The 19,696-nt window shown below is 65.2% G+C and carries 21 protein-coding genes; 9 read left to right on the forward strand and 12 right to left on the reverse strand.

Annotation, left to right across the window (positions count from 1 at the left end; genetic code table 11):
• Positions 1 to 13 precede the first annotated feature (13 nt).
• A complete protein-coding gene (locus XI08_RS23245) occupies positions 14 to 379 on the forward strand; it encodes a response regulator (protein ID WP_027547216.1) in 366 nt (121 codons plus the stop codon).
• Between the two features lie 14 nt (positions 380 to 393).
• Entirely contained in the window at positions 394 to 1,767 is a 1,374-nt protein-coding gene (locus XI08_RS23250) for a PleD family two-component system response regulator (RefSeq protein ID WP_271576104.1), read from the forward strand.
• A 295-nt stretch (positions 1,768 to 2,062) separates the two neighbouring features.
• On the opposite strand, the gene XI08_RS23255 is transcribed toward XI08_RS23250, so the two are convergent.
• Positions 2,063 to 2,680: a TetR/AcrR family transcriptional regulator gene (locus tag XI08_RS23255; RefSeq protein ID WP_333928009.1), complete on the reverse strand. Its 618-nt coding sequence runs from the start codon at positions 2,678 to 2,680 to the stop codon at positions 2,063 to 2,065.
• A 129-nt stretch (positions 2,681 to 2,809) separates the two neighbouring features.
• Between XI08_RS23255 and XI08_RS23260 the strand changes: the two genes are divergently transcribed.
• Positions 2,810 to 4,048 (forward strand): MFS transporter, encoded by a 1,239-nt coding sequence (locus XI08_RS23260; RefSeq protein ID WP_271576106.1) that lies wholly within the window; start codon positions 2,810 to 2,812, stop codon positions 4,046 to 4,048.
• A 21-nt stretch (positions 4,049 to 4,069) separates the two neighbouring features.
• Here the strand turns inward: XI08_RS23260 and XI08_RS23265 are convergent, their stop codons facing one another.
• The 3 genes from XI08_RS23265 to XI08_RS23275 all read right to left on the reverse strand — a co-directional run bounded on the left by XI08_RS23265 (position 4,070) and on the right by XI08_RS23275 (position 6,755).
• Positions 4,070 to 4,351, reverse strand: coding sequence for a DUF3551 domain-containing protein (locus XI08_RS23265; RefSeq protein ID WP_333928011.1), 282 nt, complete (start codon positions 4,349 to 4,351; stop codon positions 4,070 to 4,072).
• A 703-nt stretch (positions 4,352 to 5,054) separates the two neighbouring features.
• Entirely contained in the window at positions 5,055 to 5,222 is a 168-nt protein-coding gene (gene rpmG / locus XI08_RS23270) for a 50S ribosomal protein L33 (protein WP_007603295.1), read from the reverse strand.
• Positions 5,223 to 5,429: 207 nt separating this feature from the next.
• Positions 5,430 to 6,755: an LLM class flavin-dependent oxidoreductase gene (locus tag XI08_RS23275; RefSeq protein ID WP_271576107.1), complete on the reverse strand. Its 1,326-nt coding sequence runs from the start codon at positions 6,753 to 6,755 to the stop codon at positions 5,430 to 5,432.
• Between the two features lie 291 nt (positions 6,756 to 7,046).
• Between XI08_RS23275 and XI08_RS23280 the strand changes: the two genes are divergently transcribed.
• The gene (locus XI08_RS23280) at positions 7,047 to 7,589 is read left to right on the forward strand and encodes a hypothetical protein (protein ID WP_271576108.1); all 543 of its coding nucleotides are present in this window, start codon (positions 7,047 to 7,049) and stop codon (positions 7,587 to 7,589) included.
• A gap of 56 nt (positions 7,590 to 7,645) precedes the next feature.
• Here the strand turns inward: XI08_RS23280 and XI08_RS23285 are convergent, their stop codons facing one another.
• The 4 genes from XI08_RS23285 to topA are packed head-to-tail and all read right to left on the reverse strand — an operon-like array spanning position 7,646 to position 13,965.
• On the reverse strand, positions 7,646 to 8,395 hold the full coding sequence (locus XI08_RS23285; RefSeq protein WP_271576109.1) for an NUDIX hydrolase: 750 nt from the start codon (positions 8,393 to 8,395) through the stop codon (positions 7,646 to 7,648).
• Between the two features lie 26 nt (positions 8,396 to 8,421).
• A complete protein-coding gene (locus tag XI08_RS23290) occupies positions 8,422 to 8,862 on the reverse strand; it encodes a DUF983 domain-containing protein (protein WP_271576110.1) in 441 nt (146 codons plus the stop codon).
• Positions 8,856 to 11,204 carry a ribonuclease R gene (gene rnr / locus XI08_RS23295; protein ID WP_271576111.1) on the reverse strand — a complete coding sequence of 783 codons (2,349 nt, stop codon included), beginning with the start codon at positions 11,202 to 11,204 and terminating at the stop codon, positions 8,856 to 8,858. The genes XI08_RS23290 and rnr overlap by 7 nt, the downstream gene beginning before the upstream one ends.
• Before the next feature lie 7 nt (positions 11,205 to 11,211).
• Positions 11,212 to 13,965: a type I DNA topoisomerase gene (gene topA, locus XI08_RS23300; RefSeq protein WP_271576112.1), complete on the reverse strand. Its 2,754-nt coding sequence runs from the start codon at positions 13,963 to 13,965 to the stop codon at positions 11,212 to 11,214.
• Between the two features lie 228 nt (positions 13,966 to 14,193).
• Between topA and XI08_RS23305 the strand changes: the two genes are divergently transcribed.
• A complete protein-coding gene (locus tag XI08_RS23305) occupies positions 14,194 to 14,433 on the forward strand; it encodes a hypothetical protein (RefSeq protein ID WP_027547206.1) in 240 nt (79 codons plus the stop codon).
• 309 nt (positions 14,434 to 14,742) lie between these two features.
• On the opposite strand, the gene XI08_RS23310 is transcribed toward XI08_RS23305, so the two are convergent.
• Both XI08_RS23310 and XI08_RS23315 read right to left on the reverse strand, forming a co-directional pair.
• Positions 14,743 to 15,297, reverse strand: a complete 555-nt coding sequence (locus XI08_RS23310; RefSeq protein ID WP_271576113.1) for a flavodoxin family protein — start codon at positions 15,295 to 15,297, stop codon at positions 14,743 to 14,745.
• Positions 15,298 to 15,391: 94 nt separating this feature from the next.
• Positions 15,392 to 15,859, reverse strand: a complete 468-nt coding sequence (locus XI08_RS23315; protein ID WP_271576114.1) for a winged helix-turn-helix transcriptional regulator — start codon at positions 15,857 to 15,859, stop codon at positions 15,392 to 15,394.
• Positions 15,860 to 15,980: 121 nt separating this feature from the next.
• Here XI08_RS23315 and XI08_RS23320 point away from each other — a divergent pair, with 121 nt between their 5' ends.
• Both XI08_RS23320 and XI08_RS23325 read left to right on the forward strand, forming a co-directional pair.
• Positions 15,981 to 16,754 (forward strand): SDR family oxidoreductase, encoded by a 774-nt coding sequence (locus tag XI08_RS23320; protein ID WP_027547204.1) that lies wholly within the window; start codon positions 15,981 to 15,983, stop codon positions 16,752 to 16,754.
• Between the two features lie 176 nt (positions 16,755 to 16,930).
• Positions 16,931 to 17,113, forward strand: a complete 183-nt coding sequence (locus tag XI08_RS23325) for a hypothetical protein (RefSeq protein WP_027547203.1) — start codon at positions 16,931 to 16,933, stop codon at positions 17,111 to 17,113.
• Positions 17,114 to 17,174: 61 nt separating this feature from the next.
• Here the strand turns inward: XI08_RS23325 and XI08_RS23330 are convergent, their stop codons facing one another.
• Entirely contained in the window at positions 17,175 to 17,783 is a 609-nt protein-coding gene (locus XI08_RS23330; protein WP_271576115.1) for an FMN-dependent NADH-azoreductase, read from the reverse strand.
• A gap of 83 nt (positions 17,784 to 17,866) precedes the next feature.
• On the opposite strand from XI08_RS23330, the gene XI08_RS23335 reads away from it, so the two are divergent.
• A complete protein-coding gene (locus XI08_RS23335) occupies positions 17,867 to 18,289 on the forward strand; it encodes a winged helix-turn-helix transcriptional regulator (protein WP_271576116.1) in 423 nt (140 codons plus the stop codon).
• Here XI08_RS23335 and dprA read toward each other — a convergent pair.
• The gene (gene dprA, locus XI08_RS23340) at positions 18,286 to 19,428 is read right to left on the reverse strand and encodes a DNA-processing protein DprA (protein ID WP_271576117.1); all 1,143 of its coding nucleotides are present in this window, start codon (positions 19,426 to 19,428) and stop codon (positions 18,286 to 18,288) included. The two genes, XI08_RS23335 and dprA, sit on opposite strands and share 4 nt — an antisense overlap.
• A gap of 74 nt (positions 19,429 to 19,502) precedes the next feature.
• Here dprA and XI08_RS23345 point away from each other — a divergent pair, with 74 nt between their 5' ends.
• A complete protein-coding gene (locus XI08_RS23345) occupies positions 19,503 to 19,670 on the forward strand; it encodes a DUF6471 domain-containing protein (protein WP_271576160.1) in 168 nt (55 codons plus the stop codon).
• The last annotated feature ends 26 nt before the right edge of the window (positions 19,671 to 19,696 follow it).

Below are 19,696 nucleotides of genomic sequence, written 5' to 3' on the forward strand. Positions count from 1 at the left end.
TCAGGAGGACGGGATGGCTAAGACCGTCCTGATCGTGGAAGACAACGAGCTCAACATGAAGCTCTTCCGCGACCTGTTGGAGGCGCACGGCTACCAGACCACGGGCACCAGCAACGGCTACGAGGCGCTGGATCTCGTTCGGAAGATGCGGCCCGACCTCGTGCTGATGGATATCCAACTGCCGCAGGTCTCGGGCCTGGAGGTGACGCGCTGGATCAAGGACGATCCGGAGCTGCGCGCCATTCCCGTCGTCGCGGTCACGGCCTTCGCGATGAAGGGCGACGAAGAGCGCATCCGCGAGGGCGGCTGCGAAGCCTATTTGTCCAAGCCGATCTCGGTCGGCAAATTCATTGAGACGGTCCGGCGTTTCATCGGATAGGAAGTGAGTGCAAAGTGTCCGCGCGTATCCTGGTTGTCGATGACGTTCCTGCCAACGTCAAACTCCTCGAAGCCCGCCTGTCCGCCGAATATTTCGACGTGATGACCGCCTCGAACGGCGCCGAGGCGTTGGTGTTGGCCAGCCGCGCCGAATGCGACATCATCCTGCTCGACGTGATGATGCCCGACATGGACGGCTTCGAGGTCTGCCGCCGCCTGAAGACCGATCCGGCCACGCACCACATCCCCGTCGTGATGGTCACGGCGCTCGACAGCCCCTCCGATCGTAACCGCGGGCTCGAAGCCGGCGCCGACGATTTCCTCACAAAGCCCGTCTCCGACGTCGTGCTGATCGCGCGCGTGCGCTCGCTGACGCGGCTGAAGATGATGACCGACGAGCTGCGCATGCGCGCCATCACTTCGCTCGAGATCGGCATGCAGGCGCCGGAGCGCACTGCGGTCGCCGACACCGGCAAGGGCGGTCGCATCCTCCTGGTCGACGACCGCCAGTCCTCCTATGAGCGGCTGGCGAGCCTGCTCGCCGCCGAGCACACCGTCGATGTCGAGCCGAACCCGACCGAAGCGCTGTTCCACGCCGCCGAGGGCAATTACGACCTGCTGATCGTCTCGCTCGACCTCAACAATTTCGACGGCCTCAGGCTCTGCAGCCAGGCGCGCTCGCTGGAGCGCACGCGCCACGTGCCGATCCTGGCGATCGCGGACCCCGAGAACTCGACGCGGCTGCTCCGCGGCCTCGAGATTGGCGTGAACGACTATCTGCTGCGCCCGATCGACAAGACCGAGCTCTTGGCGCGCGCCCGCACCCAGATCCGCCGCCGCCGCTACACCGATCATCTGCGCGACAACGTGCAGAACTCGATCGAGATGGCGATCACCGACGCGCTCACCGGCCTGCACAATCGCCGCTACATGGAGAGTCATCTGGCGACCCTCGCCGAGCAGGCCGCGACCCGCGGCAAGCCCTTGGCGCTGATGATCCTGGACATCGACTATTTCAAGTCGATCAACGACAATTACGGCCACGATGCCGGCGACGACGTGCTGCGCGAATTCGCGGTGCGCGTCCGCAAGTCGATCCGCGGCATTGATCTGGCCTGCCGCTACGGCGGCGAGGAGTTCGTCATCGTGATGCCGGAGACCGATCTCCATGTCGCCGGCATGGTCGCCGAGCGCCTGCGCCGCTCGATCGCGGGCGAACCGTTCGCGATCCACAAGGGCACCAAGCGCATCGAGGTCACGATCTCGATCGGCCTCACCACGCTGGAGCAGAAGGGCGAGGCGGTCGCCGACGTCCTCAAGCGCGCCGACACCGCGCTCTATCGAGCCAAGCACGACGGCCGCAACCGCGTGGTGTCGCAGGCGGCGTGAGGCCGGCTGCAACAAAAACTGCGAAAACAACCCCATGCACAGTAGCCGGCGCTAGTCGGATCAATGACTTGCGCAGGTGGCAACGCCGTTTCACTCGTCGGGCAAGACAGGCGCATTTTAGTAGGATCGAGAAGTGCGGGTGGTGTGGCGCGAAGCTCCACAAGTTCCGCTGTCATTCCCCGCGAAGGCGGGGAATCCAGTACGCCGCGGCCTCTCGGTTCTAGCCTCACTGTCTCTGGAATACTGGATCACCCGCCTTCGCGGGTGATGACACCGTAAGGTACGGCGACAGCGATTATTGTGGAGCGCGCTTGTGCTGCTTCACCTGCTTCACCGTACCATCACCACCATCCCCCACATCCACCCCCGCATTCCGCAGCAGTACGGTCGCCGCTTCCTTCGCGGCGCGCGCCATCGCGGGGTCGTCGCGCACGAGGTCCTGGGCGATGGAGCCGTCGACGAGCAGCACGAGCTGGGTGGCGAGTGCATCCGCCTCCGTGACGCCGAGCTCGTTGAGCCGCTCGCGAAACCAGACGCGGCGGCTTTCCTTGAAGGCGATTGCGATCTTCTTCACGGCGCGGTCCGCCGGGCCGAGCTCAGCGACCGCATTCACGAACGGGCAGCCGCGAAAATCCTTGGCCGCAAAGCGCCGCTCCAGCGAATCGAAGGTGGCGAGGATCTGCTTGGCCGGCGGCTTGTCGGACGGACGCGGCTGCACGAACCGGCGCTCGAGGTAAGCCGCGATCAGCGCGTCCTTGGAGGGGAAGTGGTTGTAGAGCGTGCGCTTGGAGATGCCGATCTCGGCCGCGATGGTGTCGACGCCGATGGCGCGAATGCCTTGCAGATAGAACAGCTTGTCGGCGGTCTCGAGGATCCGCTCTTTCATCGTCTGTTTGGTCGGCGGGGGAGCCATGCAACAGCGCGCGTCCTCTTCGCTTGACAGCCTTCGCCTTTCATAGCCTAAGTACACAGGTCTGTGTAACCAAAATCAACTGATATTGCAGACGCCGGTGCGCGTGCCGCGCCGACGAGGGAGAAGAACATGCCCCTGTTGCAGGTCCTGCGTCCGACATTGCCCATCCTGATCGGCGCCTCGATCATGCTGACGCTGAGCATGGGGCTGCGGCAGAGCCTCGGGATCTTCATGCAGCCTTTGACACATGACATCCACATTTCGATCTCGGATTTCACGCTGGCGCTGGCCGTGCAGAACCTCGCCTGGGGCTTTCTCCAGCCGCTCGCGGGCGCGATGACGGTGCGCTACGGCTTCCGCCCGATCATGATCGTGGGCGCGCTGATGTACATCGTGGGCCTGATCCTGATGGCGACCGCGAACGGGCTCGTCAGCATCATGATTGGCGCCGGCGTGCTGATCGGGACGTCGCTGGCCTGCACGGCGGCCGCGATCGCGATGTCGGTGGCGGCGCGCGCGGTGCCCGAGACGGTGCGCTCCACCGTGCTCGGCATCGTCTCCGGCGCGGGCTCGCTCGGCGCGCTGCTGTCGGCGCCGATCGGGCAGCTGCTCAACGAAGGCTTTGGCTGGCGCGTCGGGCTCGCCGGCTTCGTCATCATGTCGGTGCTGATGATCCCCGCCGCCTGGTATGCCGGGCGCGTCGACGGGATTCCGCTGCCGAAGCCGTCCGCCGACGACATCGGCGATGCCACGGCCGCGACGGCGGCGAAGACGGCGTTCGGCAATGCCTCCTTCGTGGTGATGACCTGCGCCTATCTCGTCTGCGGCATGCAGCTCGTGTTCCTGACCACGCATCTGCCGTCTTATCTCGCGATCTGCGGTCTCGATCCGATGCTGAGCGCGCAGACGCTCGGCATGATCGGCGGCTTCAACGTGCTGGGCTCGCTGTTCTTCGGCTGGGCCGGCCAGCGCTGGAACAAGCTGGCGCTGCTGGGCGCGATCTACATCCTGCGCTCGCTCGCGCTCGCCTGGTACTTCATGCTGCCGGCGACGTCGTTCTCGACGCTGCTGTTCGGCGCCATCATGGGCTTCCTGTGGATGGGAGTAGGGCCGCTGGTGGCAGGCGCGGTCGCCGAGATGTTCGGCCTGCGCTGGCAGGCCATGATCCAGGGCCTTGCCTTCATGAGCCACCAGATCGGCAGCTTCCTCGGCGCTTACGGGGGAGGGGTGCTGTATGACGCGCTCGGCTCGTACACGATGGCCTGGCGCATCGGCGTGGCGCTGGGCCTCGCCGGCGGCATCGTGCAGGTCGCATTCGCGCTGATCCGGCCGTCGCAACCGCCGGCGCCGGTGCTGCGGACGGCTTAACCGGACGCGAGCTCACAAGGCTCACGGTTTTGGCGCGCATCGGCGACCCTGGGAGTCGCACGTCGTCCAACGCGGAGCTTCCTGCCTGAACCTCACGCGCGGGTTGATATCACAATAGGTGTTCGACCGGCCGGACGCCGATGCCAGGCACTGCTCTCTCGTCACATACATGCAGTCGCCGGAATAGCCGAGCTGGCCACCGAAGACGCACCAAGGATAGTCGCGTTCAGCGTTTGCGGCGGACGAAAGCCCCACCAGCGTGAATACAACGAACAAAGCGAGTCGCATTCGACCCTCCATCATCTAAAGCCGACAGATCATAGAGCATTCTGAAAACAATTGGAGCCTGGATAAGGCGCCGGTCCAGCTTGGCTGGCCGCTGCCTAGGAGAGCGCCTGCCCTGTTCGCGGCGAGGGCAATGAGGAGCACCGCGGCCGCCCAGACCATGATTGGCACAAGGGCCGATTGATCCGAGATGGCGGGATGGACTCCAAAAAGAAGGACGCGAAGAAGTAGGTTTCTGCGGCGCCCGAAAGACATGTGACGGCAACGGCGACCTGTTCGAGCGCCGTCAATTGTTTGTTCGCGGATATGAACAGCCAGATCCCCAGCGCAAAGAATGGCGACTCCGAAGGCGGCCCCGAGGCGCAGCGGATCCAGCAACGGCAAATGGCTCTTCACGGGAATGGACCAAATTCATGCAACGATCCCGCTGGAAATATTGAATCCCGTTACTGCGCTCTTTGAGGTGGGTCACACTTGGTTTGCCGCCGTCAGGGACGCCGCTGGCTCAGCGCTCGTGCCCCGGACGCAGCGCAGCGCTGCTGGCGATGCGAAGCATCGTCCAATGCGCTGCGCTGCAGAGCCGGGGCCCATGCCTTTGCATCGTGCTGTGCGGCTTTCTCGGTCCCGGTTCTGCGCAGCAGCGCGCCCGGGACACGAGAGCGGCACAAATAAAAACGGGGCCGTGAGGCCCCGTCAAAGTCCTTCAGCGTATCCCGCGATCTTACTTGATCTTGGCTTCGCGGAATTCGACATGCTTGCGCGCGACCGGGTCGTACTTCTTCTTGACCAGCTTGTCGGTCATGGTGCGCGAATTCTTCTTGGCGACGTAGTAGAAGCCGGTGTCGGCCGAGGACACGAGCTTGACCTTGATGGTGACCGCTTTGGCCATGTTCTGAACCTCAGAAATGAAGGGAATCTGGAGCCGGCCAAACGGCCCGCGTTGGCCGGCAACCTAGCCAGAAACCGCCTGATGTCAAGGTTTCGAAGCGTTTTCCAGCGACGTGGGCACCGGTTCGCGTCAAGAAAACGCGTCAAAAACAACAACCTAGAGCCCCGTAGGGGCTCTAGGGCTCCAAAACCACTCAAATCGGGCCGATTACCCCTCGAAGAAGCGGTTTTTCGGCCGCGGCAGGCCCAGATTCTCCCTCAAAGTGGTCCCTTCATACTCTTTCCGGAAAATCCCGCGGCGCTGGAGCTCCGGGACCACCTTGTCGACGAAATCGTCGAGGCCGGCGGGCAGGAACGGGAACATGATGTTGAAGCCGTCCGAGCCGCGCCCGACCAGCCATTCCTCCATCTGGTCGGCGATGGTCTTGGCGGTGCCGACAAAGGCGAGCCCGCCATAGCCGCCGACGCGCTGGGCGAGCTGGCGCACGGTGAGTTTTTCGCGCGCGGCGAGATCGACCATGCGCTGGCGGCCGCTCTTGCTGGCGTTGGTCTCGGGGATTTCGGGGAGCGGTCCGTCCGGATCGAAGCCGGAGGCATCGGTGCCGAGGATGACCGAGAGCGAGGCGATGGCGCTGTCGTAGTGCACGCGGCTGTCGAGCAAAGCGCGCTTCTCTTTGGCTTCATCGACGCTGTCCCCGACCACGACGAAGGCACCGGGGAGGATCTTGAGATGCTCGGGATCGCGGCCGACCTTCTCCATGCGGCCCTTGATGTCGGCATAGAGCTTCTGCCCGTCGGCAAGGCTGCCGCCGCCGGTGAACACGGCTTCCGCGGTCTCGGCCGCGAGCTGCCTGCCGTCTTCGGAGGCGCCGGCCTGCACGATCACCGGCCAGCCCTGCACCGGGCGGGCGATGTTGAGGGGCCCGCGCACCTTCAGATATTTGCCGTCATGATCGAGCGTGTGCATCTTCGAAGGATCGAAGAACAGCCCATCCTCGACATCGCGCACGAAGGCGTCATCGGCGAAGGAATCCCACAGGCCCGTGACCACGTCATAGAATTCGCGCGCGCGCTTGTAGCGCTCGGCGTGCTCCATGTGGTCGTCGAGACCGAAATTCAGTGCCGCGTCCGGGTTCGAGGTAGTGACGATGTTCCACCCGGCACGCCCGCCGCTGAGATGGTCGAGCGAGGCGAAGCGGCGCGCGACGTGATAGGGCTCGTCGAATGTGGTCGAGCCCGTCGCGATCAGGCCGATCCGCTCGGTGACGGCCGAGAGCGCCGACAGCAGCGTGAACGGCTCGAACGATGTCACCGTGTGGCTGCGCTTGAGCGCGTTGATCGGCATGTTCAGCACGGCGAGATGATCGGCCATGAAGAAGGCGTCGAACTTGCCGGCCTCGAGCTTCCGGATCAGCGTCTTGATGTGACCGAAATTGAAATTGGCGTCCGGCCAGGCCCCCGGATAGCGCCAGGCGCCGGTGTGGATGCTGATCGGGCGCATGAACGCGCCAAGCTTGAGTTGCCGTTGTGCCATCGCCCCGTATCCGTTCTGGGTGTCGTTCGCAAAGACATAGGGACGCGGAGGAACTCTGCCATTGGGGGAGGCGGGAAGATTATTTTGTTTTTCGATCAACTCTCAGCACGTCATTCCGGGCGCGCCCTTGGCGCGAGCCCGGAATCCATCGCTCGGCAGTCTCTGCGGCCCGATGGATTCCGGGCTCGCCGCTACGCGGCGCCCCGAAATGACGGGGAGAAAGGGGGACGCTCCCTCGAACCAATCCGCCGCTCGCTCCGACCAAGCCATGACCTCGTGAGGAGACGTTGAATGGCAGGCGCGATGACAGTGGATGGCGGCATGGTCCGCATCGACCGCCCCATGCCCTGGATCGGCCGGCTGCTGTCGCTGCCGCTGCTGGCGGCGAGCAGCTATCTGCTCTGGAACGTCGCGCTCGGCCTGCGCCAGGATTTTTCCGGCTTCGGCCGGCTCGCCGATGACCTCGTGCCGGTGCTGGTGTTCACCGGCCTCGGGCTGCTCGTCGGCATCCCCGGCCTGATCCTGCTAACCTTCCGCTATTTCGTCGTGCTCAACGAGACGCTGCGCCAGATCGTCATCACCAGCCAGTTCGGCCCGCTGAATATTCGCAAGCACCGCAATCTCGCCGACTATCATTTCATCAGCATCACCGACGACTACGACGCGGATCTGACGACCTATGACGTCAATCTCTGCGGCAGCAAGGGCACCGAGCCGATCAACCTGATGAGTTTCACCAGGCGCGAGGAGGCCGACAAGCTTGCCAACGAACTCGGGCGGGCGCTCAAACTTCCGGCGCGCGACTATATCGGCACCGAGCCGGACGCGGACTGAGAAGGAACTTCCTCGTGGATTCCGGGGTCGCGCTTCGCGCGCTCCGGAATGACGGCCTAGCTCAAAATATCCTTCTGCATCTTGCCGCCGTAGAAATGGAAGAACGGCACCGGCGCATCGTGGCGGAGCGGGCCGGTGGCAAGGCGCGTGTCGAGCTCGTTGAGCACGTTGCGGGTCATCGGATGCAGATCGGCGAGCGGCTTCGAGCCGAGCTCGACCCAGACCAGCTCGACCAGCTCGGCATCGGCATGGATCACGCCCTCGACGCGGTGGGTGATCGCTGAGGCATCCGCGGTGAAGAAGCGCGTGTCGAACCGCTTGACGCGGCCGGGCGGGGTGATGGCGCGCGCGATCAGGAACAGGCTCGAGGGGTCGGGCAGCAGGCCCGCATCAGCGAATGGTTGCCACGGGCCTTCGAGCCTGGCCTTGCCCTCGGCCTTGCGCCCGAGGCAGAGGCCGGTCTCCTCGCAGGCCTCGCGGATCGCGGCGATCGCCAGCGACTTGGCACGTGAGGCCGGCGTCTTCGGGCTGCCCTTGGCGAGATTGGCTTCGAGCTCGGAGGTGATGGGGGCAGCACACGGGACGCGGTAGTCGGCCTTGTCGACACGGCCGCCGGGGAAGACGAACTTGCCGGGCATGAACACCACCTTGTCGTGGCGCTTGCCGACCAGGACTTTTGGAATGTTGCCGCTGCGATCGACCAGGATCAGTGTCGCCGCATCCTTCGGGCGGAAATAGGGATGATGGTCGGCTTCCTTCTCCTCGTGGACCTTTGCCTTGTCCGCTACCTGCGCCGTATCCGTCATGTCCTCACCCAACGCTTCTTATTTGCTTACACCGGCGGAATACCATCCGGAGGGTTGTCGTCAAAGCCGTGCATGCGCAGAGCCCATTGCAATCCGACCACGGCTCCCTTGACCGGCTGGAGCAACGCGAGCGAGGCGAAGAACGTGAAGGGCAGATAGGCTGCGAAGCTGAGCCAGACCGGCGTTGTGTAATTGGTCTCGATCCAGAGGATGCCGGGCACCACGATGTGGCCGACGATGACGATGACGAGATAGGCGGGCAAATCGTCGGCGCGATGCGGCGTGAAGTCGAGGCCGCAAACCGAGCAATGATCAGCAGTCTTCAGGAAGGCGCGGAACAGCTTGCCTTGGCCGCAACGCGGGCAGCGGCCGCGGAAGCCGCGTTTCATCGCCGTCCAGACGTCGCGCTTCTCGACGAGGCCGGTCTCGCGCGTCCAGATCTTTGGGGCCGTGCTCATCGTCACCATGCCTTGCCCTTTTGGCCCTTGCCCTTTCCTTTGTTCTTCTTGCCCTTGCCGGGCTTCTTCGGCTTCGCCGGCTTGTGCTTCTTCGCCGGACTGCGTCCGGGATGCGCCTTGAACGAGGGGCGGCATTGCGGACCAGGCCGCCTGCGGCCCTGCGGCGCGGTCTCGCCGCTCGACGACAGCAGCTCGAAGCGCAGCGCGCCTGCGACGGGGGCTGCTTCTATCAGACGGACGTCGACCACGTCACCCAGCTGATGCATGGTGCCGCTGCGCGTGCCGACGAGGGCATGGCGGCTCTCGTCATAGTTGAAATATTCCGTGCCAAGGGATCGGATCGGGATCAGGCCGTCGGCGCCGGTATCAGTGAGCTTGACGAACAGGCCGGCGCGCGTGACGCCGGAGACGCGGCCCTGGAAGCTGGCGCCGATGCGGTCGGCGAGGTGATGGGCGATCAGCCGGTCCACGGTCTCGCGCTCCGCCTTCATGGCGCGCCGCTCGGTCACCGAGATGTGGGCGGCGACCTCGCCGAGGCTTTCCGGCGTCTCGCTGTCCGGCAGCGCGCCTTCGCCGAGGCCGAGCGCGCGGACCAGCGCGCGGTGCACGACGAGGTCGGCATAGCGGCGGATCGGCGAGGTGAAATGCGCGTAGCGGCGCAGGTTGAGGCCGAAATGACCGTAATTCTCGGCGGAATATTCGGCCTGCGCCTGCGCGCGCAGCACGACTTCGCTCACCAGCGGGAAGTGGTCGTGGCCTTCGAGCTGCGCCAGCACGCGGTTGAACAGGGCCGGGCGCAGCGCGCCTGATTTGGCGAAGGGAACGTCGAGCGTCTCCAGAAACTCCGCGAGCGCGTGGACCTTCTCCAGCGTCGGCTCGTCATGCACGCGGTAGATCAGCGGCAGCGACTTCTTCTCGAGCATTTCCGCCGCCGCGACGTTGGCGAGGATCATGAACTCCTCGATCAGCTTGTGCGCATCGAGACGCTCCGGCACGACGACGCGATCGACGGTGCCGTCGCTCTTGAGCAGGATCTTACGCTCGGGCAGATCGAGATTGAGCGGATCGCGCTCGTCGCGGGCGCGCTTGACGCAGGCATAGGCGGCGTAGAGCGGCCTCAGGATCGGATCGAGCAGGGGGCCGGTGGTGTCATCCGGCCGGCCGTCGATCGCGGCCTGCGCCTGCGCGTAATTGAGCTTGGCCGCCGATCGCATCAGGATGCGGTGGAAGGTATGCGAGCGCTTGCGGCCGTCGGGGCCGATCACCATCCGCACCGCGAGCGCGCCGCGCGGCTCGCCCGGCACCAGCGAGCAGAGATTGTTGGAGATGCGCTCCGGCAGCATCGGCACGACGCGGTCGGGGAAATAGACCGAGTTGCCGCGGTCGAGCGCGTCGCGGTCGAGCGCGGTCCCGGGCCGGACGTAGAAGCTCACATCGGCAATGGCGACGTTGACGATGAAGCCGCCCTTGTTGTTGGGATCGTCATCGGCCTGCGCATGCACCGCGTCGTCATGATCTTTCGCATCGGGCGGATCGATGGTGACGAGCGGGACGTCGCGCCAGTCCTCGCGTCCCTTCAGGTTCGCGGGTTCTGCGGCTTCCGCCTCGCGCTCTGCCGCGGGGCGGAATTGCAGCGGGATGTCGTGCGCGTAGATCGCGATCAGGCTGATCGCCTTCTCCGACTTGACCGAGCCGAGCTTCTCCTTGACGCGGCCTGAGGCGAGGCCAAAGGCGCGTGAGCGGATGATGTCGACGCTGACGAGGTCGCCGTCCTGCGCGCCCTGCGTGTCGGCCGCGGCGATGTTCAGCTCGCGGTCGGCAGACTTCTTGTCGACGGGGACGAGCCGTCCGCCGCCTTCGGGCAACTCGCGGAACACGCCGAGGATGCGGCTCTTGGCCTTGTCGAAGACCTTGATGATGTGGCCGCGATAGGCCGGGCCTTCGGCCTCGTCGAGGCGCTCGACGCGCAGCAGCGCGCGGTCGCCGACACCGGCGGCGGTGCCGGGCTTCGGCCGGCGCGGCATGACGATGAGGATTTTTGGCGGTTCGCCGCTTTCGACCTCGTCCCATTCGGTGGGGGAGGCGATCAGTTCGCCATCGGAGTCGCGGCCGGTGATGTCGGCGACCAGCGTCGATGGCAGGGTGTCCGGTTCCGAGACCTTGTGGCGCTTCTTCTTGATGGTCCCGTCGTCGGCGAGCTCGCGCAGCATGCGCTTGAGCTCGACGCGATCGGCGTTCTTCAGGCCGAACTCGCGCGCAATTTCGCGGGTGCCGACGTTTCCCTGATTTGCCTTGATGAAGGCGACGATGGCTTGCCTGTCGGGAAAGCCACGGTCATTCTTGCGTTTCACTTAACCTCTAACTCTTGCCGGCACTCTTCTTGGCCGGAGTATTTGCAGGATTCTTGCTGGCGGCGGCCTTGGTCGGCGACGTCTTTGCGGTCGACGACACGGCGGCGCGCGCCTTGCTGGTGGATTCGGATTTGGCCGCGGCTTTCTTCGCGGCCGGTTTCTTGGGTTTGGGCGCGGCATCATCGCCGTCGGCGGCCTTCGCTGCGGCCTTCTTGGCCTTGGCCGGCTTCGCCTTCTTCGCCTTGGTCTTGCCGCCGCCCTTGGCCGCGCGTTCGTCGATCAGCGCGATCGCCTGCGGCAGCGTGACGGTGTCCTTTTCGAACTCGGCCGGGATCGTCGCGTTGACGCCGCCCGCGGTGACATAGGCGCCGTAACGGCCGCTCTTCACGGTGACGGTGCCGAGCGTCGGATGATCGCCGATCGCCTTGCCGGGGTCGGCGCCGAAGCGGCGGCTCGGGCCCTTGGCGACCTTTTCCGCGATCAGCGTCACCGCGCGGTTGAGGCCGATGTCAAACACCTCGTCGCCGGCCTCGAGGCTGGCATAGGTCTTCTCGTGCTTCACGAACGGCCCGAAGCGGCCGAGGCCGGCGGTGATCGGCTGGCCGGTTTCAGGATGCTTGCCGATCTCGCGCGGCAGCGACAACAGCTTGAGCGCAAGCTCGAGCTCGACATCGCCGGGCGAGGTGCCCTTCGGGATGCCCGCGCGCTTCGGCTTCTCGCCCTCCGCATAGTCCTTCTGTTCGCCGAGCTGGATATAGGGCCCGAAGCGGCCGGCCTTGACCCAGACGTCGAAGCCGGTGTCGGGATCCTGGCCGAGCGAACGGTCGGCGGTCGCCTCGCTGTCGGCGGCAAGCTGGCGGGTGTAGCGGCACTCCGGATAGTTCGAGCAGCCGACGAAGGCGCCGAACTTGCCGGCCTTGAGATTGAGCCGGCCATTGCCACAGCTCGGGCACTGCCTGATGTCGCCGCCGTCGGCGCGGGGCGGGTAGATGTGCTGTCCGAGCATGTCGTCGAGCACATCAAGCACCTGCGCCACGCGCAGATCCTTGATCTCGTCGACGGCGCCGATGAAGCCGCTCCAGAAATCCTTCAGCACCTGCTGCCAGGAGATCTCGTTGTTGGAGATGCGATCGAGCTGCTCTTCCAGATTGGCGGTGAAGTCGTATTCGACGTAGCGGCTGAAGAAGCTTTCGAGGAACGCGACCACGACGCGGCCCTTGTCCTCGCCGTGCAGGCGCTTCTTCTCCAGCTTGACGTAGCCGCGGTCCTTCAGGACCTGGAGGATCGAGGCATAGGTCGAGGGCCGGCCGATGCCGAGCTCTTCCATGCGCTTGACCAGCGAGGCTTCCGAGAAGCGCGGCGGCGGCTCGGTGAAATGCTGGGTGACGGCGAGCGACTGCCGCTTCAGGCCGTCGCCGGCGCTCATGGCGGGCAGGCGGCGGGAGTCCTCGTCCTCCTCGTCGTCGCGGCCTTCCTGGTAGAGCGCGAGGAAGCCGTCGAACTTGACGACCTGGCCGGTGGCGCGCAGCTCCAGCGTACGGCCGCCCACCTTCGCAGTGATGTCGACGGTGGTGCGCTCGAGCTCGGCCGCTTCCATCTGGCTCGCGATGGTGCGCTTCCAGATCAACTCGTAGAGCCGTGCCTGATCGGAATCGAGCTTGCGGCTCATGCTGTCCGGGCGGCGGGACATGTCGGTCGGGCGGATCGCTTCGTGCGCTTCCTGGGCGTTCTTGGCCTTGGCCTGGTACTGGCGCGGGGCCTCCGGCACGTAGGCGTTGCCGTAATCCTCGCCGATCACCTTGCGCGCCTGGGTGATCGCGGACGGATCGATCTGCACGCCGTCGGTACGCATATAAGTAATGAGTCCGGTGGTCTCGCCGCCGATGTCGATGCCTTCATAGAGGCGCTGGGCGATGCGCATCGTATGCGCCGGCGCAAAGCCGTATTTGCGGCTGGCTTCCTGCTGCAGCGTGGACGTGGTGAAGGGCGCCTGCGGATTGCGCCGGGCGGGTTTTGCGTCGACCGTGGTGACCGCGTAGGCGGCGGCTTCCAGCGCCTTCTTGAAGTCTTCGGCTTCCGCGCCGGTGCCGATGTCGAGCCGCTGGATCTTCTTGCCATCGGCGCCGACGAGGCGCGCCTCGAACGCATCGCCGCGCGGCGTCAGCAGCGTCGCGATCAGCGACCAATATTCGCGCGGCACGAATTTCTCGATCTCGAGCTCGCGGTCGCAGACGAGGCGCAGCGCCACCGACTGCACGCGGCCGGCCGAGCGGGCGCCAGGCAGCTTGCGCCACAGCACGGGGGAGAGGGTGAAGCCGACGAGATAGTCCAGCGCGCGGCGCGCCATATAGGCGTCGACCAGCGCGCCGTCGATCTGGCGCGGATGCTTCATCGCGTCCGTGACCGCCTGCTTGGTGATGGCGTTGAACACCACGCGCTCGATCTTCTGGTCCTTGAGCGCGCGCTTCTCCTTCAACACCTCCAGCACGTGCCAGGAGATGGCCTCGCCCTCGCGATCAGGGTCGGTGGCGAGAATCAGGCGGTCGGCGTTCTTCAGAGACTTGGCGATATCGTTGAGCCGGCCGGCCGCCTTGGGATCGACCTCCCAGATCATCTTGAAATTGGCGTCTGGATCGACGGAACCGTTCTTCGCCGGGAGGTCGCGGACATGGCCGAACGAGGCCAGAACCTCGTAGGACGAGCCCAAATACTTGTTGATCGTCTTGGCTTTCGCCGGCGACTCCACAATGACGATATTCATGTAGTTCCAGTAACTTACGGGGAAATTCTGGGCCGAATTCGACGAGATTCGGGTCGGCCGTTTCGAACCGAACATGGGTGGTGAGGCCGTCGCTGTCAAATCGAGGGGTGTAGAAAGCCGCCGCGATGGGAAAAGTTTCATATCGAGAAAGTTGCAAATTACCACCTTGGAGTTGCGATCGATGTGGGCGTAATGTTGCCGCGGGGCATGGATTCGGGGTGGGGTCTGGTGACTAAGCCAGGAAGGAAACGGGCGCGCGCCGCATCAGGCGCGCCGGGAGGCTCGCGTCACGAGGAACCGGGGGAGGGCGGCGCCGACGAGGCGGTGGCCTATATCGCCGAGCAGGTGGCGGTGCTGCGCAAGCTCGCCGAGCGCCACAGGCTCGACGTGCTGCATTATCTCTTGGGCATGACGCAGCTGGAGGCCGACGAGCACCTGCGGCTGCGCACCAGGCGCAAGCTGTCGTGAGGGGGCGCGGCCAATATCAGCCCCGTCATCCCCGCGCGAGCGCGTAGCGCTCGTCGCTGGAGGTGTGAGGCTAGAGATGCGAACGCATCGCAAGCCGAGCCTCGAAGGATGAACGGCCGGGATACAGCCGGGCCGTCGCCCTTCGAGGCTCGCTCGCGCTGCTGCGCACCGCGGCTCACACCTCAGGGTGACGGTGAGAGATTTGAGCATGCTGCTTCAACGCCGTCATTGCGAGCGTAGCGAAGCAATCCAGACTGCCTCCGCGGAAAGACGCTGGATTGCTTCGCTGCGCTCGCAATGACGCTGAGGCTAGCCGTTGCGGCTTGCTATTCTGGCCAATCGCTGGCCGAGATATTCGGCTGTGCTGGCGTCGCTCTGCGGCAACGCGCCGTCGACCAGGTGGGTCGCCAGGCCAAGCTGGCTGCCCAAACGGTTACGGCCGCTTGGATCCTCTCCGCCGGGGATATCAAGCCCGCACCAGAGCATGCCGTGCTGTGCGGCCAGAATGGAAAAGTAGGTCAGCGTGTGGAGTTGATCCCCGCTTGCGCAGGCGCCCGTGGTGAACCCGGCTGCGATCTTGTTGGCCCAGGCTTGCTTGCTCCATCTGTCGCTCGAAGCGTCCGCAAAAGCTTTGAATTGGGCCGCGGGTCCGCCCATGTAGGTGGGGCTGCCGAATGCGACCGCGCCGGCGCGGTCGATCGTTTCCAATAACCTCTCGTTCTGGAAGCGGCCCGACACGATGTCGCTGCCTGTGATGCGACAAAGTGCGACGTCCGCCGTGCCATCCGCTCCGCGCGCCACCGCATGCGCCAGCTTCTCAGTGGTGCCCGAGATGGAAAAATAGACGATCGCGAGCAGGGGCATAGCGGCGCCACTTTGGGATGTTCAGCCATCTTTGACGCCGTCGATATTTTGTACAAGTCCCCCCACGCAGTCGTGTCGTGGCAGCCGTGCGTCGTCAGGCCGATCGCCGCCGCGGCGCAGGCCGCGGCTTCACCGCGGTGTCCGCCTGGCTGAGCAGCCGGCCGTCCTCGGCGCGCAGCTCCAGCTTGCGCACCGGGCGGTCCTTCGCGCGATCGACCAGAATGGTTGCGATCTGCTCGGGGTGGTCGTCGAATTCCTCGCTCCATTGCCGGAGCGCGACCAGGATCGGGAAGGTGCCGCGGCCCTTCGGCGTCAGCACATATTCAGAATAGGCGCTGCCGTCGGAGGCGGGGGCGGTCTCCAGAATGCCGTGATCGACCAGCGCGCGCAGCCGCGCGGCCAGAATGTTCTTGGCCATGCCGAGCTTGCTCTGAAACTCGCCGAAGCGGCGCAGGCCGAACAGCGCCTCGCGGATGATCAAGAGTGACCACCAATCGCCGATCGCCTCCAGCGAGCGCGCGATCGGGCAGGTATCGCCCTCGAAGCTGGTTCGTTTCACCATCGTCTTGGTCCTTTCGCGTTCGCCCGATTCCGGTGGTGATCACGCGCTTGTGTGGTTGCATCATAAAACCAATTGGCCTAGATGGCAACGTAGTTTCATTATGAAACCACTGGAGGCGAGCGTGAGACTGAAGAACAAGACGGCATTGATTACGGGCGGCAACGGCGGCATCGGTCTTGCGACCGCAAAGCTGTTCGTGGCCGAGGGCGCCAAGGTGGTGATCACCGGGCGCAACAAGGAGACGCTGGCGGCTGCCGCGAAGGAACTCGGCCCGAACGCGCTTGCGGTCGTCGCTGATGCCACCGACATCGCCGCTACTGAAGCTGCGATCAGGCAGGGCGCCGAGAAGTTCGGCAAGTTCGACATCGTGTTCGCCAATGCCGGCATTCCCGGCAGCACGCCGCTCGGTGCGGCGACGCTGGAGGTCTTCGAGAAGGTCATCAGCACGAACCTCACCGGCGTGTTCTTCACGGTTCAGTCCGCGCTGCCTTATCTCAACGACAACGCCTCGATCATCCTCAACGGCTCGGTGATCTCGGTGCTCGGCATCCCCGGTTACTCGGCGTACGGCGCGGCGAAGGCCGGCGTGCGGGCGATGGCGCGGATCATGGCCTCGGAGCTGTCGCCGCGCGGCATCCGCGTCAACGTCGTCGCGCCGGGCGCGATCCGCACGCCGATCTGGGGCGCCGCGATCGCAACGCCTGAAGCCGAGAAGGCGTTCGAGAAACGGATCGCGCTGTCGACGCCGCTCGGCCGCATTGGTGAACCCGATCACATCTCGAAGACGGTGCTGTTCCTCGCCTCCGATGACTCCGCGCATATTCAAGGCCAGGAGATTTTCGTCGATGGCGGCGCGGTGGCCTCGCCGAGCGGCGCGCCGATCTATCGCGGCTGATCAAATCAAGTGCAAATTGAATCGGTCGACGCGGCCACATCGGTTGCGCCGGCCGGTTTCCTCGTCCTGCAGGATGTATTTTCTGAACCTTGCGTGATGAGGTTGAACCTTGCCGCAAGCTGCCAAGACCCTTTTACGGGCAGGGGGTCACAAGACTCATTTTCAGGGAGCCCGTCATGCCAAAGGCAGCTCGCATTTTTTCGTCGATTTCAGCACCGCGCATTTTCACCGAACGCTCCGCCATTCCCGCCAGGCGCTCCGACAGATCGGAGCTCATCGCGGTGGCCCTTTTCTCCGGCATCGGCCTGTTCATTTCGCTCGTGGCCGTCATCCTTGGCATGCAGGGCGCCTGGTTTTAGGCCGTGCGACCTGTCAGCCGCCGCCGGAATCCGGCAGCGGCCGTTGCGGTTGGCGTGAGCCTCACGCCGCCTGAAGGCTGGTGACTGCCTGAAGTGCGCCAGCCAGCGCTTTCTCACGATGATCCGGCCCGACCTGGATGCCGTCGGCGGAGATGAACTCGGGATCGGTGATGCCGATGAAGCCGAACACCCAGCGCAGATAGGTTTCGAGATGTTCGCCGGCCGCGTAAGGCGTCTCCGCGCCGTAAAAGCCGCCGCGCGAGATGGCCACGATCACCCGCTTGCCGCCGGCAAGGCCTTGCGGGCCATTGGCGCCGTATTGGAACGTCTTCCCTGCCACCAGGATACGGTCGATCCAGGCCTTGAGCTGGCTCGGGATGGTGAAATTGTACATCGGCGCGCCGATCACGACGATGTCGGCAGCGAGGAACTCGTTGAGCACGGCCGCGCTCGCGGCAAGGTCGGGTCCGAGTTCCGTCGGCGCAGGCGCGCCTTGCGCGGCCGCCAGATGCGAGCCGGAGAGGTGGGCGAGCGGGGTCTGGGTCAGGTCGCGATAGACGATCTCCAGCGAGGGCGTCGCCTGCTTGAGACGGTCGACGATGGCGGCGGAAACCTGCCGGCTGACGGAGTGGGGGCCGAGCACGCTGGAGTCGATATGGAGGAGTTTCATTGAGGTCACCCATGGTATAGATTTGTAACCCGCACTACATGAGTGACCATCGAAATCCCCGCAAGAACGCACTTTTTTGAGCCATGGACACATTATTGAAACCTGCGCACATCGATCTGCCTGCTTCGCCAAGGTCGGGTCAAAGGCCCGATCCCAACCATGCGGACTGCCGCGGGGTCGCCTCCGTGCTGTCCCGCGTCGGCGACAAATGGAGCGTGTTCGTCATCATGATGCTCGGCGACGGACCGAAGCGCTTCAACGAGCTGAAGCGCATGATCAACGGCATCTCGCAGCGGATGCTGACCTTGACGTTGCGCGGGCTGGAGCGCGACGGCCTTGTCACGCGCACGATCTTCCCGACCATTCCGCCGCGCGTGGACTATGAGCTGACCGATCTCGGCCGCGGCCTGTCGCGGCCCGTTGAGGCGCTCGGCAAGTGGGCGATGGAGCATCTGGCGCAGATCGAGGCCGCACGGACGCGGTTCGACAAGCGCGGCGAGAACTAGAGCAACGACACCAGTCCGCCGCCGTGGCGTTCGAGCCGGCCGGCGAGTTCGAGCTCCAGCAGCACGGTGCGCACGATCGCAGGCGAGGCGCCGGTCATCCGCACGAGATCGTCGAGCGAGATCGGCGCGGGGCCGAGCAGGCCGATGATCTGGTCCCGGTCGTGCATCTGCGGATCGCTTTCGAACGGCTCGCTGTCGGGTTCGCGCGCAGGAATCATCTGCGGCCGCTCGATGATCGGTGCGACCGCGTTGATGACGTCGGCAGCTTCAGTGACGAGCGTTGCGCCCTGCTTGATCAGATCGTTGGTGCCGGCGGCGCGCGGATCGAGCGGTGAGCCCGGCACAGCGAACACCTCGCGGCCCTGTTCGGCCGCCATGCGCGCGGTGATCAGCGAGCCCGAGCGGTGGGCGGCCTCCACCACGACCACGCCGAGCGAGGCGCCCGAGATCAGCCGGTTGCGGCGGGGGAAGTCGCGGGCGCGCGGCTCGTGGCCGAGCGGCATCTCGGAGATCGCCGCGCCCGCGTGATCGAGGATCGACGCGAGCAGGTCGCCGTGCTCCGGTGGATAGATGCAGTCATGGCCGCCGGCGAGCACGGCAATCGTGCCGCTCTCGACGCTGGTGCGATGGGCGGCCTGATCGACGCCGCGGGCGAGCCCCGAGATGATGACGAAACCGGCTTCGCCGAGTTCGCGCGCGAGCTGTCCGGCGAATTTCAAGCCGGCGCCGGAGGCGTTGCGCGAGCCGACGATCGCGATCATCGGCCGCATCAAGGTCGCGACATCGCCGCGCACGGCGAGCAGCGGCGGCGCGTCATCGAGCGTCGCCAGCCGCGCCGGATAGCCGTCCTCGCCGGGCGCGAGCCAGGCAATGCCGAATTTGCGGCTGGCGGCCAGCTCGGCCTTCGCCTCGTCCGCGCTGCAGATGCGCCCCGACCGCGCCGCGCCGCCGCGGCGCGCCAGATCCGGCAGCCGCTCCAACGCAGCACGCGCGCTGACGAAATGATCGACCAGCGAGCGGAAGGTGCGCGGCCCGACATTGTCGGAGCGGATCAGCCGCAGGCGGTCGATCCGCTCAGTCTCGGTCAGCTCCACACTGGGATTGATGGCGTCCACGGTGTCTCCTTGCGTCGACAGCATGGAACAACCTGAGGGCGTGGGCAACAGCGTCGTGCGCTTGGGCGACCTCGTCGCAATGCCAAGGGCGATCGGGCATCAAGGAGACTGAGGCCCGGATGCCCATGACGGTCAAGCGCGGCACAGTCTCCGCACCATTCTTCCTTGCGTGCATTGCAGCGATGGAATTGGAAGGCGTGGTGCTCGAAACAAATGGGGTTGCACGCGACGACCACGCTCCACATCTTACTGGATTAAGTGGCTGATCGGTGCGGGAAGCGGAGCGTCGAAA

The sequence above is a fragment of the Bradyrhizobium sp. CCBAU 11361 genome (assembly GCF_028128935.1).
GTDB lineage: Bacteria > Pseudomonadota > Alphaproteobacteria > Rhizobiales > Xanthobacteraceae > Bradyrhizobium > Bradyrhizobium niftali.

Coding starts and splice junctions, on each gene's coding strand:
- topA (WP_271576112.1), bottom strand. CDS start 13,965: ATGAATATCGTCATTGTGGAGTCGCCGGCGAAAGCCAAGACGATCAAC.
- XI08_RS23330 (WP_271576115.1), bottom strand. CDS start 17,783: ATGAAACTCCTCCATATCGACTCCAGCGTGCTCGGCCCCCACTCCGTC.
- XI08_RS23310 (WP_271576113.1), bottom strand. CDS start 15,297: ATGCCCCTGCTCGCGATCGTCTATTTTTCCATCTCGGGCACCACTGAG.
- XI08_RS23335 (WP_271576116.1), top strand. CDS start 17,867: ATGGACACATTATTGAAACCTGCGCACATCGATCTGCCTGCTTCGCCA.
- rpmG (WP_007603295.1), bottom strand. CDS start 5,222: ATGGCCAAAGCGGTCACCATCAAGGTCAAGCTCGTGTCCTCGGCCGAC.
- XI08_RS23325 (WP_027547203.1), top strand. CDS start 16,931: ATGCCAAAGGCAGCTCGCATTTTTTCGTCGATTTCAGCACCGCGCATT.
- XI08_RS23265 (WP_333928011.1), bottom strand. CDS start 4,351: ATGATGGAGGGTCGAATGCGACTCGCTTTGTTCGTTGTATTCACGCTG.
- XI08_RS23285 (WP_271576109.1), bottom strand. CDS start 8,395: ATGACGGATACGGCGCAGGTAGCGGACAAGGCAAAGGTCCACGAGGAG.
- XI08_RS23290 (WP_271576110.1), bottom strand. CDS start 8,862: ATGGTGACGATGAGCACGGCCCCAAAGATCTGGACGCGCGAGACCGGC.
- XI08_RS23255 (WP_333928009.1), bottom strand. CDS start 2,680: ATGGCTCCCCCGCCGACCAAACAGACGATGAAAGAGCGGATCCTCGAG.
- XI08_RS23275 (WP_271576107.1), bottom strand. CDS start 6,755: ATGGCACAACGGCAACTCAAGCTTGGCGCGTTCATGCGCCCGATCAGC.
- XI08_RS23315 (WP_271576114.1), bottom strand. CDS start 15,859: ATGGTGAAACGAACCAGCTTCGAGGGCGATACCTGCCCGATCGCGCGC.
- XI08_RS23245 (WP_027547216.1), top strand. CDS start 14: ATGGCTAAGACCGTCCTGATCGTGGAAGACAACGAGCTCAACATGAAG.
- dprA (WP_271576117.1), bottom strand. CDS start 19,428: ATGCTGTCGACGCAAGGAGACACCGTGGACGCCATCAATCCCAGTGTG.
- XI08_RS23260 (WP_271576106.1), top strand. CDS start 2,810: ATGCCCCTGTTGCAGGTCCTGCGTCCGACATTGCCCATCCTGATCGGC.
- XI08_RS23280 (WP_271576108.1), top strand. CDS start 7,047: ATGGCAGGCGCGATGACAGTGGATGGCGGCATGGTCCGCATCGACCGC.